This is a genomic window from Ponticaulis sp. (genome assembly GCF_029210165.1).
In the GTDB taxonomy this organism is placed as follows: domain Bacteria; phylum Pseudomonadota; class Alphaproteobacteria; order Caulobacterales; family Hyphomonadaceae; genus Ponticaulis.
Window position 1 is genome coordinate 1,760,847 of sequence record NZ_JARGNT010000001.1, and the last position, 19,732, is coordinate 1,780,578.

Genomic DNA, 19,732 nt, shown 5'->3' on the forward strand with positions numbered 1-19,732 from the left:
GAAAACTTAGGACACTGCTTGCCTTATCGCCGCATTGCGCGGTTTCCGAGAGCGCGTCATAAGGCCATTCGTTAATTGCAGGATTTTGCCAGATGACCAAAGCCGTCACCCGCAGCTATTTCGCGACCCAGATACATGAGTGCACGATCATCGATCCGGCCAAGGATGCCGAGTTTATCGAAGACCTGATTGATGGCGTTGTCATGCTGGCGGAAGGCGATGAAGCCGGCCAGCAATGGTGTGAGGAGCAGGGCTATCTCGGCTACACATCCTATGCGTCGCTCAATGATTTACCGCAGCGGATTTCGGCATTTGGAAAGCTTGAAAAGCGTCTTGTGAAAGCGGCCAACGCCTACGCCAAAGAGCTGGGTTTCGAACTTGGCTCTCACAAGCTCAGCATGAATAGTTTCTGGGTGAATGTGCTTGATCCGGGCGCAGGCCATTCCGGGCATATCCATCCGAATTCGGTCCTGTCAGGCACGTTTTATCTGGACCTGCCAGAGGGGGCGAGCGCGATCCGGTTTGAAGACCCGCGCCTCCCTTTCATGATGAATTCACCGCCGCAGAAGGATGACATCGCAGCCGACCTCAAACGCTTCATCTATTTCCAGCCACAGGTCGGGCAGGCGCTCTTCTGGGAGAGCTGGTTGCGTCATGAAGTGCTGGTGAATATGGCCGATGAGCCGCGCCTGTCGATCAGCTTTAATCTGAGCTGACGGTTCGAGGGCGACGAGCGAAATTCTGGCCGACAGAAAAGCCGGAAAGAATCAGGATTACCGATCCATACAGTAGAACGAGCGGTAATCGCGGCGTCCACCAGAAGTCCGGCCAGACAGTCTGGGGCAGTGAAATATCAATGCCTGCAAGGCTGCGAACCGCCAGAAGCGGATCTGGGAGGTTCGTGAAAGGTGCGATCGGGTTGATAGCGTAGGGCGCAATTATGAGTATCGGGCTGAGCACCAGTGCCAGCGCGAATTTAGTTTGTGTCCCGACTGTGCTAGCCGCAAGAAGCCAGCCGAAAAAGAGCAAGCCGAGTACCGGAATCCCGATGCCCCATCCCGATATCAAAAGCAGCATCGCATAAGGCAGCAAAAGAACGACACTGCTCACGAAGAACAGGCTTTTCAAATTTGCTGCTGTCAGCAGTGTCATGTCTCTTCCGATTTCATGTTCCAGATCGGTGAGCCCAGAACCATCCAGATGACGATAATGGCCATGCCGAGCGCGGGTACGAATGCAATCTTGTGCGGGCCGAAATTATCAACCGCAAAGCCCATGATAAACGCGCCAATTGGCGCACCCGCCATAAAGCCAAGCTGGTAGATGGACAGCACACGGGCAAGCTGGTCTTTCGGCGCTGCAGCCTGAACGATAGAACGGCTCATGGCGATGGAGACGCCGCCTGCCAGCCCCCAGATGAAGACAATGGCGAGGAAGATCTCGTGATAGTCTTTAATGCCTTCCCACAGCATGACCAGAATGACCATTGAGCCGAGGAATTGCGAGGTGAGGAGCAGGCGTCCCGGGCGTTTCAGATTGCCCACGGTCGACAGAATGGCGGATGAGACAAACGCGCCAAACCAGAAGGTCACATACATATCGCGAATACCGTCCGGGCCGAGGCCGAACACTTCGCGGTTGATCATTGGCAGGACAACGAGAAACGAGCCGATCACGAAAATGCCGACGCCAAACATGGAAAGCGTCATGGCCAGAAGCTGCTTATTGCCCGTGACTGTGCGGAAGCCGTCAGACATATCGCCAAAGGCCGCGCCCAGACCGCTACGGCCTGTCGTGACCTGACGGCCACGTGCGAGCCAGAGTGCTGCGAATGCGCCGCAGGCAACGATGAAGCCCTGAAAATAGAGGAGATGCTCTGACGAAACGGGGCCAATGGTGAAGCCACCAAGGAAGAGCGGCATTTTCGTCGCCTTATCGGCATAGCCGCCCAGCACAATGCCCAGAACCTGCGCGGCAAACTGGGCGAGGGTTGCAAAGGCAACGCCGCGCTGGAGCGTCACGTTAGAGCCGGTGCGCGCGCGCCGGTCGACCACTTCGTTCAAAATGGAATCGCGGGCCGGCATCATGAAGGCGCCGAGCGTGCCCATGGAAATGCCATAGCCGACCATGAGCGAGTAAGCGAGCCAGCTCTCATGTACGGCCAGCGCCAGCATGATAGCGGGAAACGCAGCAAGCCCATGTAGAAGCATAAGCATGCGCTTGCCATCTGCGCGCTCTGCCACCACGCCGCCAATCAGCAGGAAGACAACGGACGGCGCCGCCAGCGCCATATTGGCGATGCCAAGCTCTGTGCCATCAAGGCCGAGCTTGATGGTGATGAGGTAGGGAAACAGCACCATTTGCAGGCCGAACGCCATGAACCAGGTGGATTGCACTATGAGATAAGCTGGCAGTTCGCGCGATACGTGACGCTTGATACGCGGACGTGATCTGAATGCTGCGCCCGCAGCCAGTGCCGAATCAACGCCGGCAATCGGAGAGCGGGCGCCCTCCATCACTTCGCGATCCAGCTTGTCGAACTCTTCACTCATTTGAGCGCCTGTCTGTTACCCCGGCGGACATCGTTGCCACGTATCTTCCGGAATGTCAGTAGTCTGGCCATGTGGCAATCTTGACCTTGCGACAGACTGGTCATCACAATGTGTGCAGGGAACAGAGAGGACAGGACCTTAAACATGCGTGCAATTCGCAATAGCCTTAGCTGGTTACTGGCCCTCTTCCTGATTGCGGTTTTTCTTCACTGGACGGTTTATCCATGGCCGGAACCGGCTGTCGGGCAGGTGATTTTTTATGACCTGCCGGGCGAGAATATCGTCTTTTCGTCACTGGCTGAAGGCACCGGCATTGCGCTGTTCGAGCCGACGGGGCGGGTGATTATGGGCGCTCTGGAGCTGCTGGCTGCGTTCATGCTGCTCATTCCGCCATTTCGTAAAACCGGGGCGCGGTTTGCGAGCCTTCTGTTTCTGGTGCTGGCGGGTATTCATCTTTCGCCCTGGGTTGGAGTTGAGCTGCCAAGCCCTATCGCAGATCAGAGTGATGCAGGGGCCACGTTCTACCTGACGGTCGCGGCGCTTACTGCTTCGCTTTTGCTTTTATACATTCACCCTGAGAAACGATAAATTTCGCGGTCGTGGCTTTTCGCTTTTATGGCGAATAAAATGTCCGGAATACGCCTGTATAGCTATGTATTTCTGTAGTCTGGTGAGACCCCGTTAAGTCTTTTCCTGCATATTTCCGGATAAGTACTTTTGGGAAATCACATGGCTACTGATCCAGCACTTCTTCTTTCAGAGGCCGCTGCCGAAACGCCGCGCCGCGCAAGACATACGCTTCTTCGTCGTCTGATTGATGTTGTGGCTATGCCCAGTTCCCGCATTCCGCCACAAGACCGGTCCATGGCTGGCGATGTTCTTCTCGAAATGCTGTTCGATGCAGAAGAGGAAGAACGTATTTTCTGCGCTCGCCGCCTGGTGCCGACACAGGAAGCGCCGCGCCGCGTATTGCGATATCTCGGAATGTGCTCAATCGAGGTTGGCCGCGAGCTGTTGCAGCAGAATGAATCCTTCGACGATTCAGATCTGAACTTCATTCTGAAGCACACGACGCCGCTGCACGCCGAAGCGATTGCGCACCGTAAAACCCTGTCCCCATCCGTCTGCGATGCGCTGGTTGAGATCGGCCATGTTCCGGCCATCGAAGTCATGCTGAAATCGCGCCGCTCGTTCATCTCGGAAACATCCATGGATGATCTGATGGAGCTGTCGCGCGCAAACGAGCATCTGTGCTCAATGCTCATCGACCGCGATGAGCTGACGCCGAACCATGCAATGACAATGTTCTGGTGGTCTAACGAAGATGACCGCCGCAAGATTCTGATGAAGTTCTCTGCCGACCGGTCCGAGCTGATTGACATTTGCGGTGATATTTTTGCGCTCGCGTCTGCTGAAGGCTGGTCTGATCCGGTCACGCGTAAAACACTTCAGCTGATCGAGCGTCGCCAGCGTAACCGTGCTGCCATCGAGCGTAGCCCTTATGACTCGCTTGAAGAGGCGATTGAGGCGGCTGAAAAGCAGGGGCTGACACGCGATTCAGCGCAGGAGATTGGGCACCTGGCTGGTATCAAACCGGTGACAGCTGCGAAAATTCTGACAGACCCGGGCGGTGAGGCTATCGCCGTTCTGTGTAAGGCCACAGGTCTCAAGCGCCATTATCTGATGCGTCTCTGGTCGGCGATGAAGCGACCGGCCGAAATCGGTCCGGGCGTGCTTCATCCGCATTATGAGCGGATCAAGGAAATCTACGAGATGATGAGCGTTGCTAAGGCACAAACGACGCTTCGCTACTGGAACTGGTCGCTCTCCTCATCCTTCAATCTGAAGCCGGTGAATATGGATGATGAAGACGCGAATAAGTCACATCAGTTTTCATCGTCTATGCGAACAGCGCGTCTCGTATTTGGCGCTGGCAGCAGAGACAAAGGCTGATCGCCCGTCATTGCTGAGCATGCGGATTGCAGTTCAGAAAAATTCGCAAGAAATTCTCACTCCATGCTGGTCAAGTCCGATCTGCTAGACTAGGTCTAGCCCCAATTATATGAATTGGGCATGAGGTCTGGACACGTGCTTTACGTGATGGGTTTGGCAACTGCTTTAACGCTGTTGTGGTTGGGAATGTCGGGCATATACGAGCCCGTGGTTCTCTCGCTGGGTGTGATTTCGATAGCAATCACGGTCATTCTGGCAACACGACTTGGGCTGAAAGACCGTGAAACGTCTCCGTATCATCGGATCATTCCGTTTCTTCTGTATACGCCTTATCTGATCGTTGAGATCCTCAAGGCGAACCTGACGGTTATCAAAGCCATTCTGAAGCCGGATATGGATATCCAGCCGACTATGGTGAAAGTGAAAACCACCTGTCGGTCTGACCTCGCCAAGGTTATCTTTGCAAACTCTATCACACTGACGCCGGGCACGGTCACGTTGCGCGTCGACGATGATTCCATGCTTGTGCACGGTCTTTACGAGGCGGATGCCCAGCCGGAAGCGTTTGAGGAAATGGATCGTCGTTCTTCTCTTGCCGGTGATGGTCGCCCGTCTAAAGGAAAGGGGGCAACCAAATGACCCTTCTGTCTGTAGCCGCACTCGGCATTTTTGTGTCGATTGCGTTATTGCTTATCCGGTTATTCGTAGGGCCATCGCTCTATGACCGCGTGCTGGCTGTGAACTCGGTCGGCACGAAAATCGTTGTTCTGCTGGCGCTTGTTGGCTTCATGATGGGGCGTCCGGACTTTCTGGACATCGCGCTTCTTTATGCGCTGATCAACTTCGTCACGACGATCGCTATCCTGAAATTCTTCCGCTATCGCTCCTTCCAGATTTCGCTCATCAAGCCGGAAGTCGAGCCGAAAGGGGAGGCTGAATAATGGAGTTTATCAACGACGTTATCGGCGTGATCACAGCGCCGGGCTGGCGCCATTTTGTGGGCGCGCTTCTGTGTGCGATTGGCGGTGTGTCTACCGTTATCGCTGCGGCTGGCGTTCTGCGCTTTCCTGACTTTTACACCCGCCTTCACGCGGCCAGTGTGACCGATACGCTCGGCGCGCTGACGCTCATTCTGGGTATGGCGTTTCTGGCGCCGGGGCTTCTGATCGTTTTCAAGCTCATTCTGATCGGTCTCTTCCTTGTGCTGACCGGCCCGACAAGCGCACACGCGATTGCAAACGCGGCCTATACCGCCGGGCTTGAGCCAATCATCGGTAAAATCGGCCTGCAAAAGGCTAAAGAGGAGGACGAGGCATGAGCGATGTAGCTAACACTGCGGCTCAGGTCGCAGGGCCGGACCTCTCGGTTATTCTTATTGATATCAGCGTTCTGACCATGATGGCGATCACCGCTATCGCGATTGCGCGCCTGCGCAGCCTGTTCGCGCTGGTCATGCTGTCCGGTGTGTACTCACTTCTGTCTGCCACATGGTTTGTGATTGCCGATGCCGTCGACGTTGCCTTTACCGAGGCTGCGGTTGGCGCGGGCATTTCATCAGCGCTCATTCTTGGCGCCATGCTGCTGACAGTACGTGTTGCGAAGGAAGACAAGCCGCTGAAGCGCATTGCGCCGATGCTGGTCGTCGTGATTACGGGCGCAATCCTGTTCTATGCGACGATTGACCTACCAGGCTTTGGTGATCCGGATTCTCCGGCCAACTCTTACCTCGCGCAGGAATTCCTGCAGCGTAACTATGGCGATATCGGCATTCCGAACGTCGTAACCTCTGTTCTCGCCAGCTATCGTGGCTTCGATACGTTCGGCGAGGTTGGCGTTGTCTTCATTGCAGGTGTGGCGGTTGCGCTGCTGCTCGGTTTTGGCGAGCGCTCCCTGTCTGCATCCCTGAAAAAGAAAAAGGGAGGCGAGAAGTGAAAACCGACCACCACGTAATCCTGCGGGTGACGGCTAAGTTCCTCATCCCGATTATCACGCTCTACGCCTTCTATGTTCAGTTCCACGGTGACTATTCGCCGGGCGGCGGCTTCCAGGCGGGTGTGATCTTTGCTGTTGGCATTATTCTTTATGCGCTGATCTTCGGTGTGGTTGAGGCGCTGCGTCTCGTGCCGGCAACATTCGCACGTACCCTCGCGCTCTTCGGCTTCCTGCTTTACGGGTCCGTCGGCGTCTGGGCGATGCTGAATGGCGGCCTGTTCCTCGATTATGACTTCGTGATTCCGGAAGGCCCGGATGGTCACTGGGGTCAGCATATCGGCATTATCGTGATCGAACTTGGTGTTCTCTTCGCGGTCGCGGGCAGCATGCTTACAATCTTCTATGCGTTCGCTGGTCGTGCGCCTGAAATTGATGATGAGGACTGGTAGAACATGGCCGAATTCATCTTTGAACGATACAATTATTGGGCAATCATCATCTTGATGATGGTTGGTCTGTATGTGACCTTCCAGGCTGGAAACATGATCAAGCGCCTGATTGGCCTGTCCGTGTTTCAGACATCTGTTTTCCTGTTTTACATCACGCTGGGTAAGATCAATGGCGGTTCTGCGCCGATCCTGTTTGGCCGTGATTACCCGAAAGATTATGGCGATGATCACGGTGGTGGTCATGGCGCTGATGCAGCTCATGGTGCAGGCCATGGCGCAGCCGAGGGCGCTCATGAAGCAGCCTCAGGTGTGGATGAACTCGGACGCCCGTTTATCGACGGCATTATTGATCCGAACCATATCGGCGGTCAGCCACTGCAGGAAGTCTACTCAAACCCGCTTCCGCACGTTCTGATCCTGACCGCGATTGTTGTGGGCGTTGCGACGCTGGCTGTTGGCCTGGCGATCGTTGTCCGCATCCGTGAATCTTACGGCACGATTGAAATGGACGAAGTTCGTGAAGCGGACATTCAACATGCTGAAACTGAATCTTCTGCGGAGACTGCCTAAGCCATGCTTATAGATGTTCTTTCTCTGCTGCCTGAAAGCTGGGTCCGGCATTTGCCGGTGCTGGTCGTGCTGGGGCCTATGCTCCTGTCACCGATCTGCGCAGCGATGCCAAAATGGCGTATCGCCTGGGCGCTCGCTCTGTTTGGTATCATTACGTCTTCAGTCTTTGCGTTCGCGCTTCTGCAGGATGTGATGGCGCATGGCCGTATCTCGTATGCGCTGGGTGGCTGGGCGCCGCCTCTGGGTATCGAGTTCGCGGCAGACATGCTGAATGCGCCGGTTCTGGTTCTGGTCTCTGTTATCGGTGTGCTCGCGACAATCTTCGCGATGCCAACCATTGTTCAGGACATTAATGAGGAAAAGCGTTCGCTCTTCCTGTCTGCGTATCTTCTCTGCTTTGCGGGCCTTATGGGCGTTGCGATCACAGGCGATGCGTTCAACCTGTTCGTCTTCCTCGAGATTTCTTCCATCTCGACATATGTTCTGGTGGCAATCGGTGGCTCTCGTGACCGCCGTGCCTTCACAGCGGCTTATAACTATCTGATCATGGGCTCGCTTGGCGCGACCTTCTACGTGATCGGTATTGGTTTCCTCTATGCTGCGACCGGTACCCTGAACATGGCGGACATGGCGTCCCGTATTCCGGAAGTTGCCGACAGCAAGACAATCCATGCAGGCTTTGCCTTCATCGTTGCGGGTCTTGCACTGAAAGCGGCGATGTTCCCGCTGCACCAATGGCTGCCAAACGCCTACACCTACTCACCAAGCTTCGTGACGGTGTTCCTGTCGGCTACGGCGACCAAAGTGGCGTTCTACGCGCTTGTGCGTCTGCTCTTCTCTGTCTTCTCGCCAGAGCTTGAGTTCCAGCAGGTCGTCTTTACATGGGTGCTCGCGCCGATGGCGGCTGTCGCGGCCATAGCGTGTTCCTTCCAGGCGGTGTTCCAGACGAATATCAAGCGCATGCTCGCATATTCTTCCGTTGCTCAGGTTGGCTATATGCTGATGGGTCTGTCACTCGCCAGCGCTGCAGGCCTTTCAGCCAGCATGTTCCACATGATCAACCACGCACTCATGAAGGGCGCGCTCTTCATGGCGGTTGCCGGTGTGGTTATGAGCCTCGGCTCTTCGCAGTTGAAGGACTTTGCAGGCGTTGCCCGTAAGGCACCGTGGACAGCAACCGCGCTCGGCATTTCGGCGCTCAGCCTTGTCGGCGTTCCGCTGACGGCAGGCTTCCTCTCCAAGGTTGCTCTGTTCCAGGCGGCTCTCATGCAGGACTGGTGGTGGGCGGTTGTCGTTCTGGCGATCAGCTCCGTGCTCGCGGTTCTTTATGTCGGTCGCATGCTTGAGACGGTCTTCTTCAAAACACCTGGTCCAGCACAGCTGCAGGTGAAGGAAGCTCCGCTTATGCTGCTTATTCCGCTCTGGGTGCTTGCGCTCGGAAGTATCTATTTCGGCCTTGATGCGTCCTTCATCACGTCACTGACGGATGGCGCGGCCAATGTTGCATTCTCCGGAGGTCAGCCATGAGCAATGAGCTTCTGATTTCCCTTATCCTGCTTGTTCCGCTTCTGGTTGCCGGTGCGGTTCTGGCGCTCAACAGCATTCCGGATGTTCGCGAAGCCGCGACACTGGTTGGTGCGGGCGCGCTCTTCATCCTGTGTACGGTTCTCGCGATCCGGACAGGTTCGGGGCAGGAAATCGCTCTGGAATCGCCGGACATTGCGCTCGGCCTGACCTTTGCGTTCAAGCTGGAGCCGCTAGGCGCCATGTTCGCCATGATTGCGAGCGGCCTCTGGATCCTGAACTCGCTCTATTCCATCGGCTATATGCGTGGTAGCCGCGAACGTAACCAGACGCGCTTCTATGTCTGCTTCGGTCTTGCACTCTTCGGTGCGATGGGCGTTGCGATGGCGGGTAACCTCTTCACACTGTTTGTGTTCTACGAGGTTCTGACGCTTTCCACCTATCCGCTCGTTGCCCATAAAGGCGACGAAAATGCCCGTCGCGGCGCGCGTATCTATCTTCTGACCCTTCTTGGCACGTCTATCGGCTTCCTCCTCATGGCGGTTGTCTGGACGTTTGCGATTGCCGGTAGTCTCGACTTTGTCGAAGGCGGCCTGCTTGCGGGTAAGGTTGGTCCGGCGCTTGGCAGCGTTCTGCTTCTGCTCTTTGCATTCGGTGTCGGTAAAGCCGCGCTTATGCCATTCCACTTCTGGCTTCCAAACGCGATGGTCGCGCCGACACCTGTGTCTGCGCTGCTCCATGCGGTGGCCGTTGTGAAGGCGGGTGTGTTCACCATCCTCAAAGTCTCGGTCTACATCTTCGGCCTTGATCTTCTCTCCGCGCTTCCGGGCACAGAGATTGTCATGTGGGTTGGCTGTTTCACGATTGTCGTCGCATCGCTCATCGCGCTGACGAAAGACAATCTGAAAGCACGGCTGGCGTATTCCACCGTCTCACAGCTTTCTTATGTGACAGTCGGCGCGATGCTGGCGAACACAGCCGGTGCGTCAGGTGCTGCGCTTCAGATTGCCATGCACGCAATGGCGAAGATTACACTCTTCATGTGTGCGGGTGCGATTTACGTCGCCACCGGCAAGACAGAGATCAGCCAGATGCGCGGTCTTGGCCGTCGCATGCCGATTGTCTTCACCTGCTTCCTGATCGCGTCGCTCTCCATCATTGGCGTTCCGCCGCTTGGTGGTAGCTGGGCGAAATACGAGCTGATGCAGGGCGCAGTCGATGCCGACCATATCTATGTGGTTTACGTGCTGATCGCCTCAACGCTTCTGAACGTTGCCTATCTTCTGCCGATTGCTCTGCTTGGCCTCATGCCGCCAAACGCAGACACGCTGGAAGTTGCCGGCTTCAAACGTCCGGGTGGTGCACCATTCCTGACGGTTCTGCCGCTGGCGATTACCGCAACCGGCTGTTTCGTTCTCTTCTTCGGAGTTGATGTAATCTCCGACTTCATTTCACCAGTGTTTGGAGCGCGCCCATGAGCGAGATAACGCCTGAAGAACACACGCAGGATACACGTCCTGCAAAGCATTCGGGGGAGCGCTATTTCGGATGGACGAGCCATCCGAAGGCGGGTCTCTACACATTCATCTTCGTGGGTGTTCTGGCCGCAGGGCTGGCGCTGGCGGACTTCTTTGTCCATCGCCATGAATACATCCACCTGGCCGAGTTCAAAATTTTCTACGCGCTGTTCGGCTTTGCAGCCTTTGGCGGTGTGGTTCTGAGCGGCTGGCCGCTGCGCAAGCTGCTGGGACGTCCGGAAAATTATTACGAGCCGGAAGAGGAGACCGACAATGGGTGATACATTGATGTCTCTGCTGTCTCATACCAATCCGGGGTTCATCGTAATCCTGGCCGGTATGCTGGCCTATGTCATTCGCGGTGAGATCCCGCGCGCTGTCGTTACGATTGGTGGTCCGCTTCTCGGCCTTGCTGCGCTTGTGCTTCACAGCGCGCTGAGCGAGCCTCTGGCGACACTGAACATGATGGATATGACCTTCGTTCTGTATCAGGTCGAACGTGTCTCCATCGTCTTCGGTCTGGCTTTCCTGATCGCGGCGACGGTGAACTCCATCTTTGCGCTCCATAATAAGGATCCATTGCAGGACTCCATGGCGCTGATTTACGCCGGTGCTGCGATTGCCGCGACGTTTGCGGGCGACCTGATCACCGTGTTTGTGTTCTGGGAGCTTACGGCCGTTTCGTCCGTCTTCCTGATCCTCAAATCCGGTACGCCTGAAGCCTATAAGGCGAGCATGCGCTATCTGGGCATTCAGATCCTGTCTGGTGTTCTGCTGCTCATGGGCGCGACCTTCATCATGGGTGAGTTCGGCACGCTCGAATTCGACGCGTTTATCTCTGAAGGCGAGGGCCTCAGCCTGCAGGATGATCCGGGTGCGATCTTCCTCTTTGTTGCGCTGGGTATCAAAGCCGCATTCCCGCTTATGCATAACTGGTTGCAGGACAGCTATTCCAAAGCGACCCATACCGGCGCTGTGGTCTTGTCTGCCTTCACAACCAAGCTTGCCGTTTACGCGCTGTGGCGTTTCTTCCCGGGCGAGGATTCACTGATCTGGATCGGTGCGATCATGACCGTCTTCCCGGTCTTCTTCGCCGTGATCGAAAACGATCTGCGCAAGGTTCTGGCTTACTCGCTGAACAACCAGGTTGGTTTCATGGTCTGTGCGATCGGTATTGGTACGCCTCTCGCGCTCAACGGTGCAGCTGCGCACGCCTTCGCGCACATCATCTATAAGGGCCTTCTCTTCATGAGCATGGGCGCTGTGATGTATCGCGTGGGCACGACCAAGGCGACCGAGCTTGGCGGGCTTTACCGTACAATGCCGTTTACAGCGATCTTCTGTATCATTGGTGCAGCGTCGATCTCTGCCTTCCCGCTCTTCTCAGGCTTTGTTGCAAAGTCCCTGACGATGAGCGCCGTTGGCTATGAGCATATGACGATCATCTGGATGATGCTGCTGTTCGCGTCTGCGGGCGTTCTGGAGCACTCCGGCATCAAGATCCCGTTCTTTGCCTTCTTTGCACACGACAGCGGCAAGCGGCCGAAAGAAGCGCCGTTCAACATGCTGCTCGCTATGGGTATCGCATCCTTCTTCTGTATCTGGATCGGCTTCCCGTTCCTGGGCGGTACAGAGTTCCTTTACGGCCTGCTGCCGTATCGCGATGAAGCAATGGTGTATCTGGAGCAAAGCCTCTGGACCACGGACCACGTTCTCACGCAGATGCAGCTGCTGGTGTTTGCGGCGCTCGCGTTCATCGTATTGAACCGTGTGAAGCTTTACCCGCCAGAGAAGCGCGGCGTCGTGCTCGATTTCGATTGGGTTTATCGCCGTCCACTTTATCACGCGCTGGTCTGGACGGGTGCGGTGTGGAGCAAGGCTGGTCCGGCAATGACAGGCGCAGCGCTGCGTCTCTCCCGCCGCGTCTACAACCGTATTGAAGCGACCTTCAGCCCGCAAGGCGAGCTGAGCCGAGGCCCGCTATCTGCTGGCATGGCGATCTGGACAAGTATTGTCCTCGCCATCGTCATGGTTCTGGCGCTTATCGTCGGTCCGCACTGATAGCTGTATAATCGTAGTATTATCCGAAAGGCCGCCTCCGGGCGGCCTTTTTGCTGCAATGCCAGATAAACCTCGGGCTAAAGCGGGATTTACGTCTATGGCGCTCGATGGACGATGTTGTAAATGCAGGGAAATGCAGGAGCCGCCTAGGTTTTGCTGCGTGTTGCATAGCAAAAACATGTCGCGCCAAATGGATAGCGGTTATATCGTTTTGGAATATCAAGTTATGAAAAACGATATATATTGCATACTATAAGTATTCATTCACCTTCCGCGGTTGTGCGGTGCAATGAAGCTCTAAAAGTTCCTTGAATAGACGCCTTATGTATAATAATTGGCTCTATCGTAATGTTTAATCTTGATTTCAAATCTGTTTCGACAATTATACTCAGCTACAAACAAAGCTAAAAAGCATAAAACAGACCCCATAAGGGGCTCGGGGAGGCTACAATGACGTCAACTCTAAGCCATGACTTAGATACTGACATGCATGCGCAGATTATTCAGATGACCTCTGATGTCGTCGCTGCCTATGTGAGTAACAATCCAGTACAAGCGAATGATCTGCCGAATGTAATCGAGCGGGTTCATGCGACTATTCGCGATCTGTCTTCAGTGACACCAAGCGAGGCGCCGAAAGAGGTCACGCCGGCTGTGTCGGTGCGAAAATCCATCACGCCGGACTATCTGGTTTGCCTGGAAGATGGTAAGCGCTTCAAATCACTGAAACGCCACCTGCGTTCCAAATACAACCTGTCTCCGGAAGAGTACCGTGAGAAGTGGGGCCTGCCTGCGGATTACCCGATGGTTGCGCCAAACTATGCAAAGCAGCGCTCGGAACTCGCAAAGAAAATGGGACTTGGGCAAACTAAAGGCTAATATAGAGTCAGTAGTTGCTCATCGTTTCGCTTTCGAAACAAGAAAACACAAGAAAAAGTGAATAAAGGTTGAATTAAGGCTTGGCGGGTGATTCGAATTAACCGATGTTAACTATATCGGTAAAACACACGAGCAAGTTATGGATCAGAGACTTAAGCAGGTTCTATCTTCAGACCAGGCAAAGCTTCTTAAGTACTGGTCGACGTATTGCCGACCAGACCGGCTGCCAACACGTGCAGAACTCGGCCCTGCGGGCATGCGGAACTATCTGAAGCACGTATCTATTCTGGAATATCAGGTGGATGACGACTTCAAGTTCAGACTGACCGGCGAAGGACTTAAAGAAGTACTTGGATATGAAGTGCGTGGCCGCATGGTGTCAGACGAGTGCGGGGGCGATCTTCCGTGGGATGGCGCATTGCGACGCTGCCGCTCCACGCGATCACCGGTATTCGGTGTGACACCGGTTGGCCATCGCCGCGCCCATCACTGGATGCGACTGCCTCTGGAACCTGTTGCAGACGGGCGTCAGCAAATCCTTTGCTTCGACCGTATTCAGTTCGACGAAAAAGGAGAGGGTGTGCTTCGCGAAGTTATGGTGGTGACAGCCGATATGGTGCGTTCCCCCATGGCCGTCCACGAAAGCGTCCTCTGACACCGACCCGACGGATCATGATTTATTCTGACACCCTTTCCTGTTGAGGAGAGGGTGTTTTCATATGGACTCGCAACTCAGAACAGGAATATAATCCTACTTTAGAAAATAGGGCTTAGAGTGTGGTCATCACTCTGAACCTATAAAAACGTGGTGGGATATGACTTCTGAACTTTCGAACACAGCGCGGCTGATAACTGGCCTTGTCGGCAGCGTGACGGGGCTGACCCCAGATGATCTTTTAATGGAAACGCGCGGGGTAACGTCTGTTGCACGCGCAAGACAAGTGGCGATGTATCTGGCGCATACATGCTGCTCACTCTCGCTCGCTCAGGTGGGAGAGATATTCGGCCGCGATAAATCGACCGTCGCCCATGCCGTCCACCAGATAGAGGACTTACGCGATGAGCTGGAGTTTGATGACTGGCTCAGCGATCTGGAAGGCGCGTTGCGGGCTGTGACCGGCCTCTCCCCTCTGACGGGGCGTGTCCTGCGCGGTATGTGGCAGTCGAGCGCTATTCAGCCTGCGCGCGGGCAAGGTTCTGGATACGTCCGAGCATAGAGCGCAAACCATTGGCGCGCTGCGCACTCAGCGCTTCATCGAGGCCGATTTCGGAAAAGAAGGCTGGCGCGTCGAACTCAAGAATTTCAGAACCCGGCTGATTGTTGAAAAGCTCAGCCAGGAGCGCGATCAGGCCGGACACGAGAATAGCGTCTGATCCTGCGCGGAAGCTCACAAGGCTGCCCGCACCCTCTTCAGGGACGATCCAGACCTGACTGGCACAGCCTGGAACCTTATAGACATCCTGCATATCGTCTGCGGACATGGCCGGCAGGGATTTGCCAAGATCGATAATGTGTTCATAGCGCGCTTCCCAGTCATCGAGGAAGGCGAAGGTGTCTCGGATTTCGTCTGCTTGTGTCTGTACGCTCATAGCTCGCCAGATGGGCTATTCCGCCGCAAAAGGAAAGGGGGCGGCGGAGAAAAACCGTCTTATTCGGCGAGGCTGCCGACGCAGGAGCCAACGTCTTTCAGCGCGTGGACGCCGATACAGAATGGACGCTCGAACACATTGCGTGACGCTGACACACACTGAAGCAGGTTCAGCTGGGCTTCTTCAAAACAGCCTTGTGTCTGCGGATCGTTCAGCGCCGAGGCGACAAACTCGTTCTGGGTCTCGGTTTCGTCCATATAGCGCAGCGCTGCGAGCGTCGCGATATTGCCGCCTGTGCGACGGTGATCACTGGCTACGCGGTACTGACCGCGCGTGACAGTTGCCGGGCGTGCACCAAAGCCTGGAAGGCGGATGTCTGTGCCGCTGGCCGTCATCGCATCCCAGATGGACGATGAGCCGCCGAGGAAGCTTGCATTGGCCAGAGCCGCTTCAGCGTTCGGGCCCAGCAGAAGGGATTGAACAGCAACAGATTGCGGACGACCCATCACGGCGGCCTCGCGAAGCGCGCGCGCGTCATCTGCCGGAAGACCCGGAAGGCGGGCACGTGCCCAGCCGAGCTGTTGCAGGGAATAAGCCTGCTCGCGCATATTCTCGCCGACTTCATCAATGCGGCGGGCGTCAGAGTCGCTCGCGCCAAGCACATAGGACATGGCATGGTCTGCGCCCCGAATGGAGAGCGCATAAGACGGGTCGTTACGCATACCCATCAGGAAACGTTCACGGCCAAACGCGTCGCGCGCCTGCAGAACGCCTTCTTCAAAGACGTCTGACTGTGACGCCAGCATCGCCGAGTAGGCCAGCCAGCCCGAAGCGAGGCTTTGCGGATTGTGGGAGCCGAGCGCATCAAGCGCGGTCTGGACTTCATCGCTGGAATTGAAGTCGCGATTGTAAGTAGAGACGTCTGTGTGGAAGCTGCCATAGGCAATAGCTGCCTGAGACAAAAGATCAGGTTCAGGCGCAGGCGGCGCTACCGGTGCAGCCTCTGTGACGACGGTTTCGGCGGCAGGCGCATTTGCTAGTGGTTCGTCTTCGTCTTTGTCGTTCTCGATTTCATTCGTGCGACCGAAGAAAGGCAGGCGAATTCCAGAATCAGAATTACCACTCTCAGGGGAAACCTGCTGCTCAGAAGGCGAATCTATGTCATCTGCATAAGAGGTCTGACACGCAAGCAGGAGAATGCCTGAAGCGAGACCTGACATAAGGTATCTTAAACTCATGGGCGACTCCCCCGATAATCAACGCGGCCTGGGTGCTTACAACCAGCGAAGCACGATATGGCCTCAATTGTCGTTTAGATACGTGTAACAGAGGTTAACCCGTGTTTACAGATCAGATACTGTCAATAAATGATAAAACCGGGGGACAGGAGTTACGGGTGTCGCCAATGCTGGCCAGCGTCCTATGGCTCGGTCTCAGCCTTGCTGTAGCAATTGCAGGATTTTTCACAGGCGTGCCCGCGACAGTCGTTGGCGCGACACTCGCGCTTGTGTCGCTTCCCTCCGTCGTTCATCTGATCATCGGAACACGCGCTGCGCGTGAAGCGCACGACATCTGGATTGTGTTCGCGTGGATCATTGTCGGGCTGATTTGCGTCCTGATGACGGGCGGTGCGAGCTCTCCGCTCGTGGTCATGCTGGCGCTTGGCCCTTTGCACGCTTTGTCTCTGGGCCGGTTCCGTCTGGGTATTGAGGCGAGCATTTTTGCTGGTATTGGCTATCTGTCGATTGCAGCGATTTCGTTCTCTGGCGCGGCGATGCCAGCGCTTGAGAATGCTGGCGCGCTGATCGGACTTGGTGCGCTGGTGAGCGTTCTGCAGGTCGGTGTATTCGCGGCATCTGCTGGCGGCGTTATTAACGAACGTCGCGGTAAAAATCAGGAAATCGACCGTTGGGTCGCAACACTCACCGATACACCTGTGCTTGTGATCAGCCTCGATCCGCGTCGCAAGGTGCGCTCCTGGGTGGGCGATCTGCGCCTTTTACCGGGTATGAGCGCCAATGATATTGGTCATGCGAGCATGGCTGATTTCTTCGAGGCCCCTTATGATGCCATTCGCGGCATTGAAGAAGATGATGTGCCAGAGCTGAAAGTCGAAACGCAGGACAATGTCAATGTCGACCTGCGTGCGACACGCGACGGATACCGCCTCGTTCTGACCCACTACAAACCGCGTGCGGTTAAACCTGCTGAACCCGTCGCCGCCGTTGAAACTGCGCCTGAGCCGGAGGTTCTGCCCGCAGAACCTGATGCGCCGCGCCTCAGCGATGAAGCCGTCTGGATTGCCAGCCTCGGCCATGAGCTGCGTAACATGTTGAACCCCGTCAGCGGCTATTCCGATCTTATTCTGTCAGAGCGTGCTGGCCCGGTGACCGAGCCGTACAAAGGGTTTGCGCGCAGCATCAAACAGGGCGCTGAACATCTTGGGCTGCTCGTTGATGATCTGATGACTGCCGCTAAGGGCCGCTCGGGTCGCCTGCGTCTCGAACCTGAAGACCTCGATGTCGTCATGGAAGCCGAAGACGCGCTGGACCTGATCCGCTGGCAGGCCGAAGAGTCAGGCATGACGCTGAAGCTCGACGCGCCGCAGGATGGCGTGCCGGTCCATGCAGACCGCAAAGCCATGCGCCAGATCTTCCTGAACCTTCTGTCCAACGCAGTGAAATACTCGCCGCCGCAGGGACAAGTGACACTCGCGGTTACGGTCGATGATGACTATGCGATGATTGCCGTCAGTGATGAAGGCGATGGCATTTCCGAAGCCGAGCTGGCGCGTCTTGGAGAACCATTCTTCCAGGGCGAAAATGCCCGTCATCGTCCGGGTACAGGCCTTGGCCTCTCCATCGTCATGATGCTGTCTGAAGCGCTGGGCGGCGATGTCCGCTTTGAAAGCGCTGAAGGCGAGGGCACAACGGCGCGCGTGCGCCTGCCGCTCAAGGTCGAAGACGCCGAAGCCGATAAAGGTGAGGGTGAAGCTGAGGCCGAAGCCTAAAGCGCGGGAAGGCGTGCGAAGAAATACGCGGCTGCGAAGTCACCCACCTCGACGACAAGCACTTTCGGCTCGGTCTCGCCGCTACGCGGGTTCGGCTGAATAACAATCTCGACCTGTTCGCGCGGGTCCAGATGCATCATGGCTTCCGCCGCAGCCTCATCAAACACGAAACGTGCGCGGCGATCATCTTCGTCGTCTTCATCGGTAATGACGGTGCGCTCGCGCGGCCAGTAAGCGCTCGTAATGCCGCGCGGTGGTGGGCCAGGCTGGCCCGAGAACACAGCGCCCAGCCATGGCTCGGATGATTTGTCCGGATCACGGATCAGAATGCGCGCGGTGGACGGCGCAATGTCGTCTTCCTGAAGAAACAGGTCCACAGCCAGATCGAACGGCTCTTCAATGAGCGGGTTATCCAGCGGGCGGGCAAAGCTGGCCGGGAAGTCTTCCGGATTGGTGTCGCGCGGCGCCAGCAGACCGAACTGGAACATATAGTCCGGTGTCGATCCGTCCTGCACAATGCGCCATGTATCCCAGCGGCTGCGCGAGGCGTTCCAGTCCGCATCGCGGCCCGGAAAGTTCATCACCATCGTGCCGATAAACGCAGAGAAAGCGTCTTTCAGATGGATGACCGCCTGCATGAACTCGGCATTGCCGCAGTCCTGCGAGTTCGCAAATCGGGCAACTTCGGTCGCGGCCAGCTCAATATCATTGATGCTGAAACCGGCACGCAGAAGCGAACCGCGGGCCTGCAATTGACCGGAAGTCAGGGCGGCGCGTTCAAGGTCTGTGAAATAGCCGCATTTCTCATCGGCAGCGCGTAGCGAGGTGCGCTCCAGAAAGGCTTGCTCGGCTTCTCGAAAAACGCGCGGCGCAACCTGCGCGAGAGCAGGCGCACCCAGCGCGACACATGCAGACAGTCCAAAAAGAAATTGCCGGTTAATCATGCCGGCAATTTATGGAAACAGCCTTTCTGCTTCGTAAATCAACTGTGTTGCAGATGCGGCAGAGCCAAGGTTTTACGCCGGTCAGGCAAAGACAGGGCGGCGACGCACCGTCGGGTCTCTGCGCGGGCGCTCTTTGGCGAACACACGGATCAGCGCTTCGAGCCTGCGCCAGAACCGCACCCGCTCCAGCGGGGCGTTCATCCAGCCGGTTACCGCGCAGAAATGAGAGTTCTTGCCGTCGCGGTGATGGCGGGCATGTTCAAGCGGCGCGATGATCAGGCCCTTATCCTGAAACCATGTGATCACGGGGCCATTCTCGGATGGCTTTCTGTGGGACCAGTTGTGAAACTCATTGGCGAACGCGCCAACAATCACGCCGGTCAGCGTCATGACATTGATCCAGCCGAGCGCTGCGAACGCCGCCAGAAACAGGGCTGAGATGAAGAAGGTCGGGGCGTTTCTCTGCATGAAGCTGCGGGTGATCATGCGGCGCGGCTTTTTATGATGTCGGATCGTGGCGCGAACGAGCGGGCCGACAATGGGCCATTTCGGGCCGCCATATCTGTCCTGCATCCAGTGCAGAACGCCTGAGACAAAGTCAGCGATAAACAGCCCCGCCACGACCTGTAGCGATACCCAGAGCGCATACAGCGCAAGGTGATAGTCCGGTGAGATAAGATCAGTCATGTATACCCTCCATTACTGATCGTGTGAACGATCACTAACAATAAGGCGGGATTGTGACTGTTCG

At 56.1% G+C, this 19,732-nt stretch carries 23 protein-coding genes; 17 read left to right on the forward strand and 6 right to left on the reverse strand.

All coding sequences use genetic code 11. The features are described from left to right. Window positions 1–92: 92 nt before the first annotated feature. Window positions 93–716 (forward strand): TIGR02466 family protein, encoded by a 624-nt coding sequence (locus tag P1U45_RS08605; RefSeq protein WP_301058700.1) that lies wholly within the window; start codon window positions 93–95, stop codon window positions 714–716. Here the strand turns inward: P1U45_RS08605 and P1U45_RS08610 are convergent. Further along, window positions 703–1,152, reverse strand: a complete 450-nt coding sequence (locus P1U45_RS08610) for a hypothetical protein (RefSeq protein ID WP_301058701.1) — start codon at window positions 1,150–1,152, stop codon at window positions 703–705. The two genes, P1U45_RS08605 and P1U45_RS08610, sit on opposite strands and share 14 nt — an antisense overlap. Then, window positions 1,149–2,552, reverse strand: coding sequence for an MFS transporter (locus P1U45_RS08615; RefSeq protein WP_301058702.1), 1,404 nt, complete (start codon window positions 2,550–2,552; stop codon window positions 1,149–1,151). Before P1U45_RS08615 ends, P1U45_RS08610 begins: the two co-directional genes overlap by 4 nt. Window positions 2,553–2,696: 144 nt before the next feature. On the opposite strand from P1U45_RS08615, the gene P1U45_RS08620 reads away from it, so the two are divergent. The 15 genes from P1U45_RS08620 to P1U45_RS08690 all read left to right on the forward strand — a co-directional run bounded on the left by P1U45_RS08620 (window position 2,697) and on the right by P1U45_RS08690 (window position 14,654). Beyond that, entirely contained in the window at window positions 2,697–3,140 is a 444-nt protein-coding gene (locus P1U45_RS08620) for a hypothetical protein (RefSeq protein ID WP_301058703.1), read from the forward strand. Between the two features lie 141 nt (window positions 3,141–3,281). Continuing rightward, window positions 3,282–4,505 carry a DUF2336 domain-containing protein gene (locus P1U45_RS08625; RefSeq protein WP_301058704.1) on the forward strand — a complete coding sequence of 408 codons (1,224 nt, stop codon included), beginning with the start codon at window positions 3,282–3,284 and terminating at the stop codon, window positions 4,503–4,505. A gap of 147 nt (window positions 4,506–4,652) precedes the next feature. Further along, window positions 4,653–5,144 (forward strand): Na+/H+ antiporter subunit E, encoded by a 492-nt coding sequence (locus tag P1U45_RS08630; RefSeq protein ID WP_301059288.1) that lies wholly within the window; start codon window positions 4,653–4,655, stop codon window positions 5,142–5,144. After that, window positions 5,141–5,446: a monovalent cation/H+ antiporter complex subunit F gene (locus P1U45_RS08635; protein WP_293609728.1), complete on the forward strand. Its 306-nt coding sequence runs from the start codon at window positions 5,141–5,143 to the stop codon at window positions 5,444–5,446. Before P1U45_RS08630 ends, P1U45_RS08635 begins: the two co-directional genes overlap by 4 nt. Beyond that, the gene (gene mnhG, locus P1U45_RS08640; RefSeq protein ID WP_293609729.1) at window positions 5,446–5,823 is read left to right on the forward strand and encodes a monovalent cation/H(+) antiporter subunit G; all 378 of its coding nucleotides are present in this window, start codon (window positions 5,446–5,448) and stop codon (window positions 5,821–5,823) included. Before P1U45_RS08635 ends, mnhG begins: the two co-directional genes overlap by 1 nt. Continuing rightward, the gene (locus P1U45_RS08645; RefSeq protein WP_033232364.1) at window positions 5,820–6,437 is read left to right on the forward strand and encodes a DUF4040 domain-containing protein; all 618 of its coding nucleotides are present in this window, start codon (window positions 5,820–5,822) and stop codon (window positions 6,435–6,437) included. The genes mnhG and P1U45_RS08645 overlap by 4 nt, the downstream gene beginning before the upstream one ends. Then, entirely contained in the window at window positions 6,434–6,886 is a 453-nt protein-coding gene (locus tag P1U45_RS08650) for a Na(+)/H(+) antiporter subunit B (RefSeq protein WP_027441561.1), read from the forward strand. Before P1U45_RS08645 ends, P1U45_RS08650 begins: the two co-directional genes overlap by 4 nt. Before the next feature lie 3 nt (window positions 6,887–6,889). After that, entirely contained in the window at window positions 6,890–7,456 is a 567-nt protein-coding gene (locus P1U45_RS08655) for a cation:proton antiporter subunit C (protein ID WP_301058705.1), read from the forward strand. A 3-nt stretch (window positions 7,457–7,459) separates the two neighbouring features. Beyond that, the gene (locus P1U45_RS08660; RefSeq protein WP_293609731.1) at window positions 7,460–8,983 is read left to right on the forward strand and encodes a monovalent cation/H+ antiporter subunit D family protein; all 1,524 of its coding nucleotides are present in this window, start codon (window positions 7,460–7,462) and stop codon (window positions 8,981–8,983) included. Then, window positions 8,980–10,458, forward strand: coding sequence for a proton-conducting transporter membrane subunit (locus P1U45_RS08665; protein WP_301058706.1), 1,479 nt, complete (start codon window positions 8,980–8,982; stop codon window positions 10,456–10,458). Before P1U45_RS08660 ends, P1U45_RS08665 begins: the two co-directional genes overlap by 4 nt. After that, window positions 10,455–10,778, forward strand: coding sequence for a hypothetical protein (locus P1U45_RS08670; protein WP_301058707.1), 324 nt, complete (start codon window positions 10,455–10,457; stop codon window positions 10,776–10,778). Before P1U45_RS08665 ends, P1U45_RS08670 begins: the two co-directional genes overlap by 4 nt. Window positions 10,779–10,785: 7 nt before the next feature. After that, a complete protein-coding gene (locus P1U45_RS08675; protein ID WP_366144991.1) occupies window positions 10,786–12,558 on the forward strand; it encodes a Na(+)/H(+) antiporter subunit D in 1,773 nt (590 codons plus the stop codon). Between the two features lie 450 nt (window positions 12,559–13,008). Continuing rightward, window positions 13,009–13,437 (forward strand): MucR family transcriptional regulator, encoded by a 429-nt coding sequence (locus P1U45_RS08680; RefSeq protein ID WP_293609735.1) that lies wholly within the window; start codon window positions 13,009–13,011, stop codon window positions 13,435–13,437. A 139-nt stretch (window positions 13,438–13,576) separates the two neighbouring features. Then, a complete protein-coding gene (locus P1U45_RS08685; RefSeq protein WP_301058709.1) occupies window positions 13,577–14,092 on the forward strand; it encodes a PAS domain-containing protein in 516 nt (171 codons plus the stop codon). A gap of 160 nt (window positions 14,093–14,252) precedes the next feature. Next, window positions 14,253–14,654: a helix-turn-helix domain-containing protein gene (locus P1U45_RS08690; RefSeq protein WP_301058710.1), complete on the forward strand. Its 402-nt coding sequence runs from the start codon at window positions 14,253–14,255 to the stop codon at window positions 14,652–14,654. Here P1U45_RS08690 and P1U45_RS08695 read toward each other — a convergent pair. Further along, window positions 14,608–15,027: a SufE family protein gene (locus P1U45_RS08695; protein WP_293609738.1), complete on the reverse strand. Its 420-nt coding sequence runs from the start codon at window positions 15,025–15,027 to the stop codon at window positions 14,608–14,610. The genes P1U45_RS08690 and P1U45_RS08695 overlap by 47 nt on opposite strands. Window positions 15,028–15,086: 59 nt before the next feature. Continuing rightward, on the reverse strand, window positions 15,087–16,265 hold the full coding sequence (locus P1U45_RS08700; RefSeq protein ID WP_301058711.1) for a hypothetical protein: 1,179 nt from the start codon (window positions 16,263–16,265) through the stop codon (window positions 15,087–15,089). 167 nt (window positions 16,266–16,432) lie between these two features. Here P1U45_RS08700 and P1U45_RS08705 point away from each other — a divergent pair, with 167 nt between their 5' ends. Then, window positions 16,433–18,037: a HAMP domain-containing sensor histidine kinase gene (locus P1U45_RS08705; protein ID WP_301058712.1), complete on the forward strand. Its 1,605-nt coding sequence runs from the start codon at window positions 16,433–16,435 to the stop codon at window positions 18,035–18,037. Here the strand turns inward: P1U45_RS08705 and P1U45_RS08710 are convergent. Next, the gene (locus P1U45_RS08710; RefSeq protein ID WP_293609741.1) at window positions 18,034–18,981 is read right to left on the reverse strand and encodes a hypothetical protein; all 948 of its coding nucleotides are present in this window, start codon (window positions 18,979–18,981) and stop codon (window positions 18,034–18,036) included. The two genes, P1U45_RS08705 and P1U45_RS08710, sit on opposite strands and share 4 nt — an antisense overlap. Before the next feature lie 81 nt (window positions 18,982–19,062). After that, on the reverse strand, window positions 19,063–19,668 hold the full coding sequence (locus P1U45_RS08715; protein WP_301058713.1) for a fatty acid desaturase CarF family protein: 606 nt from the start codon (window positions 19,666–19,668) through the stop codon (window positions 19,063–19,065). Window positions 19,669–19,732 lie beyond the last annotated feature (64 nt).

What these genes read in the sequence shown, in the direction of transcription:
- P1U45_RS08605 (WP_301058700.1), top strand. Translation starts at nt 93, where the DNA reads ATGACCAAAGCCGTCACCCGCAGCTATTTCGCGACCCAGATACATGAG.
- P1U45_RS08610 (WP_301058701.1), bottom strand. Translation starts at nt 1,152, where the DNA reads ATGACACTGCTGACAGCAGCAAATTTGAAAAGCCTGTTCTTCGTGAGC.
- P1U45_RS08615 (WP_301058702.1), bottom strand. Translation starts at nt 2,552, where the DNA reads ATGAGTGAAGAGTTCGACAAGCTGGATCGCGAAGTGATGGAGGGCGCC.
- P1U45_RS08620 (WP_301058703.1), top strand. Translation starts at nt 2,697, where the DNA reads ATGCGTGCAATTCGCAATAGCCTTAGCTGGTTACTGGCCCTCTTCCTG.
- P1U45_RS08625 (WP_301058704.1), top strand. Translation starts at nt 3,282, where the DNA reads ATGGCTACTGATCCAGCACTTCTTCTTTCAGAGGCCGCTGCCGAAACG.
- P1U45_RS08630 (WP_301059288.1), top strand. Translation starts at nt 4,653, where the DNA reads ATGGGTTTGGCAACTGCTTTAACGCTGTTGTGGTTGGGAATGTCGGGC.
- P1U45_RS08635 (WP_293609728.1), top strand. Translation starts at nt 5,141, where the DNA reads ATGACCCTTCTGTCTGTAGCCGCACTCGGCATTTTTGTGTCGATTGCG.
- mnhG (WP_293609729.1), top strand. Translation starts at nt 5,446, where the DNA reads ATGGAGTTTATCAACGACGTTATCGGCGTGATCACAGCGCCGGGCTGG.
- P1U45_RS08645 (WP_033232364.1), top strand. Translation starts at nt 5,820, where the DNA reads ATGAGCGATGTAGCTAACACTGCGGCTCAGGTCGCAGGGCCGGACCTC.
- P1U45_RS08655 (WP_301058705.1), top strand. Translation starts at nt 6,890, where the DNA reads ATGGCCGAATTCATCTTTGAACGATACAATTATTGGGCAATCATCATC.
- P1U45_RS08660 (WP_293609731.1), top strand. Translation starts at nt 7,460, where the DNA reads ATGCTTATAGATGTTCTTTCTCTGCTGCCTGAAAGCTGGGTCCGGCAT.
- P1U45_RS08665 (WP_301058706.1), top strand. Translation starts at nt 8,980, where the DNA reads ATGAGCAATGAGCTTCTGATTTCCCTTATCCTGCTTGTTCCGCTTCTG.
- P1U45_RS08670 (WP_301058707.1), top strand. Translation starts at nt 10,455, where the DNA reads ATGAGCGAGATAACGCCTGAAGAACACACGCAGGATACACGTCCTGCA.
- P1U45_RS08675 (WP_366144991.1), top strand. Translation starts at nt 10,786, where the DNA reads ATGTCTCTGCTGTCTCATACCAATCCGGGGTTCATCGTAATCCTGGCC.
- P1U45_RS08680 (WP_293609735.1), top strand. Translation starts at nt 13,009, where the DNA reads ATGACGTCAACTCTAAGCCATGACTTAGATACTGACATGCATGCGCAG.
- P1U45_RS08685 (WP_301058709.1), top strand. Translation starts at nt 13,577, where the DNA reads ATGGATCAGAGACTTAAGCAGGTTCTATCTTCAGACCAGGCAAAGCTT.
- P1U45_RS08690 (WP_301058710.1), top strand. Translation starts at nt 14,253, where the DNA reads ATGACTTCTGAACTTTCGAACACAGCGCGGCTGATAACTGGCCTTGTC.
- P1U45_RS08695 (WP_293609738.1), bottom strand. Translation starts at nt 15,027, where the DNA reads ATGAGCGTACAGACACAAGCAGACGAAATCCGAGACACCTTCGCCTTC.
- P1U45_RS08700 (WP_301058711.1), bottom strand. Translation starts at nt 16,265, where the DNA reads ATGAGTTTAAGATACCTTATGTCAGGTCTCGCTTCAGGCATTCTCCTG.
- P1U45_RS08705 (WP_301058712.1), top strand. Translation starts at nt 16,433, where the DNA reads ATGCTGGCCAGCGTCCTATGGCTCGGTCTCAGCCTTGCTGTAGCAATT.
- P1U45_RS08710 (WP_293609741.1), bottom strand. Translation starts at nt 18,981, where the DNA reads ATGATTAACCGGCAATTTCTTTTTGGACTGTCTGCATGTGTCGCGCTG.
- P1U45_RS08715 (WP_301058713.1), bottom strand. Translation starts at nt 19,668, where the DNA reads ATGACTGATCTTATCTCACCGGACTATCACCTTGCGCTGTATGCGCTC.